Origin of the sequence: Kaistella yonginensis, from assembly GCF_030409525.1 — a bacterium.
Taxonomy (GTDB): domain Bacteria; phylum Bacteroidota; class Bacteroidia; order Flavobacteriales; family Weeksellaceae; genus Kaistella; species Kaistella yonginensis.
In genome coordinates, this window is the sequence record NZ_JAUFQB010000039.1 from 1 (window position 1) to 5,138 (window position 5,138).

At 32.5% G+C, this 5,138-nt stretch carries 5 protein-coding genes; 2 read left to right on the forward strand and 3 right to left on the reverse strand.

Annotated features, from left to right (window positions below; translation table 11 throughout):
- Positions 1 to 259 precede the first annotated feature (259 nt).
- Positions 260 to 1,486, forward strand: a complete 1,227-nt coding sequence (gene ere(D) / locus QWY78_RS09310; protein WP_095073170.1) for an EreD family erythromycin esterase — start codon at positions 260 to 262, stop codon at positions 1,484 to 1,486.
- Between the two features lie 200 nt (positions 1,487 to 1,686).
- Here the strand turns inward: ere(D) and QWY78_RS09315 are convergent, their stop codons facing one another.
- Positions 1,687 to 2,550 carry an aminoglycoside 6-adenylyltransferase AadS gene (locus tag QWY78_RS09315; RefSeq protein ID WP_003013318.1) on the reverse strand — a complete coding sequence of 288 codons (864 nt, stop codon included), beginning with the start codon at positions 2,548 to 2,550 and terminating at the stop codon, positions 1,687 to 1,689.
- A 455-nt stretch (positions 2,551 to 3,005) separates the two neighbouring features.
- Between QWY78_RS09315 and erm(F) the strand changes: the two genes are divergently transcribed.
- Complete coding sequence (erm(F), locus tag QWY78_RS09320; protein WP_004295323.1) at positions 3,006 to 3,806, forward strand: 23S rRNA (adenine(2058)-N(6))-methyltransferase Erm(F); 801 nt, start codon at positions 3,006 to 3,008, stop codon at positions 3,804 to 3,806.
- 202 nt (positions 3,807 to 4,008) lie between these two features.
- On the opposite strand, the gene QWY78_RS09325 is transcribed toward erm(F), so the two are convergent.
- Complete coding sequence (locus QWY78_RS09325; protein WP_004295324.1) at positions 4,009 to 4,833, reverse strand: class D beta-lactamase OXA-347; 825 nt, start codon at positions 4,831 to 4,833, stop codon at positions 4,009 to 4,011.
- A gap of 86 nt (positions 4,834 to 4,919) precedes the next feature.
- On the reverse strand, positions 4,920 to 5,138 hold a 219-nt coding region (locus QWY78_RS09330), incomplete at its 5' end, for a hypothetical protein (protein ID WP_290219135.1).

The window sequence follows — 5,138 nt, forward strand, 5'->3', positions numbered from 1 at the left end:
CCAAAAACAAAGCTCCCTTAAATCGCTTTAAAAGAGGTCGTTTTTTGTTATAAATTTTGGGTAATCTCGAAAATATTGGGGTTGTGCAACGGTTACCGATGTTATGTGAAGGAATTTTTAGTATCTTTGTATTCAAATAATTCACATTTTATGTATTTCAGCAAGCCTTGGTAATTAAAAATTAAAGTAAATTATTAAATCGTCTTTTTGAGACGGTTGCTATTTGGTACGTTAATTTTTAATTTAAAATAAGGTAATAATGAAAAATATAAAACCCTTAACTTTTCCGTTTAATTCGGAAAATAATACATCCATAAAACAAAGTCTTTTTCGATTTCGAGAATATTTTGATTCTTCTACAATTGTTGGTTTAGGCGAAAACTCACATTTCATAAAAGAGTTTTTTACATTCAGGCATCAAGTTATTGAGTTTTTAGTAACTGAATGTGATTTTGACACCTTGGCATTTGAGTTTGGTTTTTCTGAAGGATTAGAAGTTGATAAGTGGATAAAATCACAAATTCCATTCGACGATTTGGATAAGTTACTGTCACACTTTTATTATCCAAATGAGTTTAAAGATACTTTGCTATGGCTTCGTCGGTATAATCAAGACAATAATAATCAAATTACCTTTTTAGGTGTGGATATTCCTAAAAATGGAGGTTCTTATTTTCCAAACTTTCGTATTGTATCTGATTATTTGCAAAGACTTTCAATCGTTTCTTCTGATGTCTTACAGAAGATTTTAAATCTTGCTGAGAAATTTGATTTCTATTCGACTTCTCAGCTTGCGTTAAATTTATCGCTTTTTGATGAAGCTGAACATAATGAATTAAAAGCATTGCTATTAAAAGTTTACATTCGTTTGATTACTCTTCAACCAAAATTAGAAAGTTTAGAATTTCAATCGATAGTTCATCAAGTTAAAGGCTTGATTTATATGAATTATAATGCTGATGCTATGGAAAGTTTCATTACTGAAAGGGGAATTGAAGGAGATATGGGAGCAAAAGACCAGTATATGGCAGAAAGCATTGATTGGTTTTTGAAAAATTCACTTGGTAAAAAGATTATTTTGGTTGCCCACAATGCTCACATTCAAAAAACTCCGGTAGATTTTGATGGATTTATTAGTTGTTATCCAATGGGGCAAAGACTTTCGATGACTTTTGGAGAAAAATATAAAGCATTTGCAATAACTAATCTACGTGGAGAAACTGCGGCATTGTATCCTGATAATGATTATCAATTTGGCTTTAGGGTTGATAAATTTCCACTTGATTTTCCAGAGTCGGATTCTGTTGAATTTATTATGCAAGAATTTGGAGGAAAAGAATGCTGTTTACTAATGAACAGAAGTACGGAATTAAAAAATTGTAATAAGATTCGATTTGATTCGATGTGCCTAAAAACTGAAATAGAAGAAGCTTTTGACGGAATTTTTCTAATAGAAAAATCAACTGTTTCAGAAGTAGTGGATTGAGAATTTATAAATTTAATTTCGAAACGGCACTTTCTTTTTGGAGGTGCCGTTTTATTCTTTCACATAACGTGCCGCGTATTGGCGATGGGCGGGATTTTTAGCACTGAACTTTAATCGAAGAACAGAAGTTGAATTTTGCACTTCCGTTGATACGAAGCCGTTCAGCCCGCCTATTGCCAATACGATGTTGTACGACGTAGTTATGTTTTGGGTTTTAGTCCAGCTAAATATTTTCGTATGTCATTTTCTAATTTATCCGGGTATTTGTACTCTAATTTTTTTGACAATTCAGTTCCTATTTCTGAAACTAAATCAGTCATTGAAAATAGAGCAGTCCAATTTTCCTTTATATCGCTCCCTGAAAATGTTTGTTCTGTTTTAGCCCACATTTCCTGGTTAAGATACTTTTTGAAAAGCCGTCCATATTTATTGGTCGTTATGTTCCAATTGTGTTCACTTGCAATGTGCCATTCAATTAAAGGAATTAAATATTCTGTGCGAATAACGGTTTCCGACATAAATTTCGCATAGAATATTTCATCTCTCACAAGACACTTTGCCACGTAAGTTGTGTCCCACCAAAAATCGTTTATTAGATTTTGAAACTCTTTTTCAGACGGTTTTTTGATAATGGAAATTTGATAAGTTGGTTTCAGCATTTGCTTTGTAATACCATCTTTATCAATTAAAATTTTATAACCAATATCCCAATCTTCTGGTAATTCTTTCTCTTGCGTTTCCTTTATAAATTTTGATTTGCTGTAAAGTTTAAAATCTACTTTCACACCGTCTTCATAAAGTAGCATTTTCATTGCGTGTTTATGGTTAAAACAACTTTCGTCTTCTTCAATCATAGCAATTGGATTTCCGAATTTAAGCGTCCAGCTTTTGTCTGAAATGTAATTTGTATTATCCTCAAAAACAAATTCAATGTCTAAATCACTAAATTCGTCAACAAGTGCTAAAGGATTTACAAGTGAACTTGTCAGAAGAAGAACTCTTACATCTTCGTTTTTCTCCGACCATTCTATAATTGTTCTTAACTTTTCTTCTCTGACTTTCATTTTGTTTGGTTCGGTTTTACTATGTCGTACAACGGTTCTCAGCTATACGCAGGCAGGGATTTTAACCACTGAACTTCCTACGAAGAACTGAACTTTAAATTTACCACTTAACTGTCCTACGAAGCACGAAACCCCTGCTTGCGTATAGGTGATGTTATGCGGTCGGTTTTCATTTTCTCTTCTTTCTCGTTAATTTGTCAAGCAAAGTTACTAAATTTGCAGTCAAGCAATTTCAATTTTTGAATTATGTATTTCAGCAGACCTTGGACTTCTATCTAAGTGATAGGCAGTCCTGAAAATTCCAATCTCTTTTAGGTCAAGACAATTAGTCTATGGGTTTCGTGTACCGACTTTTTTGTAAAGGCGTTACGTTGTCATAGTTGCTCTGTCGGGTAATACTGTCTATTCACTTCTCCACGATTTGAATTCAAGTATTCACCTGTAAGAAGTTACTAATGACAAAAAAGAAATTGCCCGTTCGTTTTACGGGTCAGCACTTTACTATTGATAAAGTGCTAATAAAAGATGCAATAAGACAAGCAAATATAAGTAATCAGGATACGGTTTTAGATATTGGGGCAGGCAAGGGGTTTCTTACTGTTCATTTATTAAAAATCGCCAACAATGTTGTTGCTATTGAAAACGACACAGCTTTGGTTGAACATTTACGAAAATTATTTTCTGATGCCCGAAATGTTCAAGTTGTCGGTTGTGATTTTAGGAATTTTGCAGTTCCGAAATTTCCTTTCAAAGTGGTGTCAAATATTCCTTATGGCATTACTTCCGATATTTTCAAAATCCTGATGTTTGAGAGTCTTGGAAATTTTCTGGGAGGTTCCATTGTCCTTCAGTTAGAACCTACACAAAAGTTATTTTCGAGGAAGCTTTACAATCCATATACCGTTTTCTATCATACTTTTTTTGATTTGAAACTTGTCTATGAGGTAGGTCCTGAAAGTTTCTTTCCACCGCCAACTGTCAAATCAGCCCTGTTAAACATTAAAAGAAAACAGTTATTTTTTGATTTTAAGTTTAAAGCCAAATACTTAGCATTTATTTCCTGTCTGTTAGAGAAACCTGATTTATCTGTAAAAACAGCTTTAAAGTCGATTTTCAGGAAAAGTCAGGTCAGGTCAATTTCGGAAAAATTCGGTTTAAACCTTAATGCTCAAATTGTTTGTTTGTCTCCAAGTCAATGGGTAAACTGTTTTTTGGAAATGCTGGAAGTTGTCCCTGAAAAATTTCATCCTTCGTAGTTCAAAGTCGGGTGGTTGTCAAGATGATTTTTCTGGTTTGGTGTCGTCTTTTAAGCTGCCGCATAACGAAAAATGGTAGCCGTAGTTGCCGGATTTACAGCACTTTCGTATCAATTTAGCACTTCGGTTCGTTAAAAGCACCAAAGTATCAAGTTGGCACGAAAGCCGGCAATTATCGGCTACCATATGTTAGTGGCATTTATCATTTCATTATATTCATTTGCTTTAACGCATTTTTTGTTACATTAATTCTCGATGAAATAAAATCATCAACATTCAATCCGTCTGTCGGAATTACATTTGTTGCAAAAAAATAAACATTAGATTTTGTTTCAACATAACCAACAAACCAACCATTATATTTTTCTTCTATCGAACTTAATCCAGTCTTACCGCTTAAAATGTAATTTTCAGTTCGCTCAATTTCCATAATATTTTTGACAATCTTTATTGTCCTATCAGAAATTGGAAATTTTGAAAAATAGAATTTCCTTAAAAAGTCGATTTGTTGTTTTTGAGATATTTTTGAATTTCCTTCAAGCCAAAAATTGTCAATCGTTAAACTGTCAAAAATCATATTTTTATACTCAAATTTTTCTAAATATTCTTTCATTTTAATTGTTCCGATTTTCCTTGCAATTTCCTGATAGCAAGGAACACAGGAAATTCTAAAAGCATCTTTAAATGATAAATCTTTTTCCCAAATATCCATTTTTCTCTGCTCGCCATTCCATTTTAAAATAGTTGTATCATTTTCAATAATGCCTAATTCAACAGCAATTATAGAATTTGGAATTTTGAATGTTGATGCAGGTAATTTTCCGTTTTTAGCCCAATCAAAGTCATTTGAGTAAAAAGTATTCTTGTCGTTATCATAAATTAGAATTGAACCATTTACTTGAAAACTATCTAAAATTTTGTCAAAATCAGAAATTTCTGTTTCAATTATGTTTTTATTCGTTGTTGTGTTACAGCAAACAAATAAAAATATCATTGAAATAAAAACTACAAATAAAATATTTTTCATTTATTGTCTAATTATCGTTTGTTTTTGTTGCCACTAACGGGAAACGCATTGGCGAAGTGGCGGATAAATTGGACAAAAAGTTCAATTTAGCAGTGACGTAGCCGATGTGTTTCCACAGAAGCTAAATTATTAAAAAAAGCTGAATGTGGAACACATTCGGCGGAATAAAATGCACAAAAGTTGAGTTTGGCACTTAACCCGCCATTTTGCCAATGCGATGTGCTTGTTGCACAACCAAATGTAATAGAAATAAAATACATAAAAAAGCACTTTTTTATGTATTTAAGTGTTTGATATATAGAATA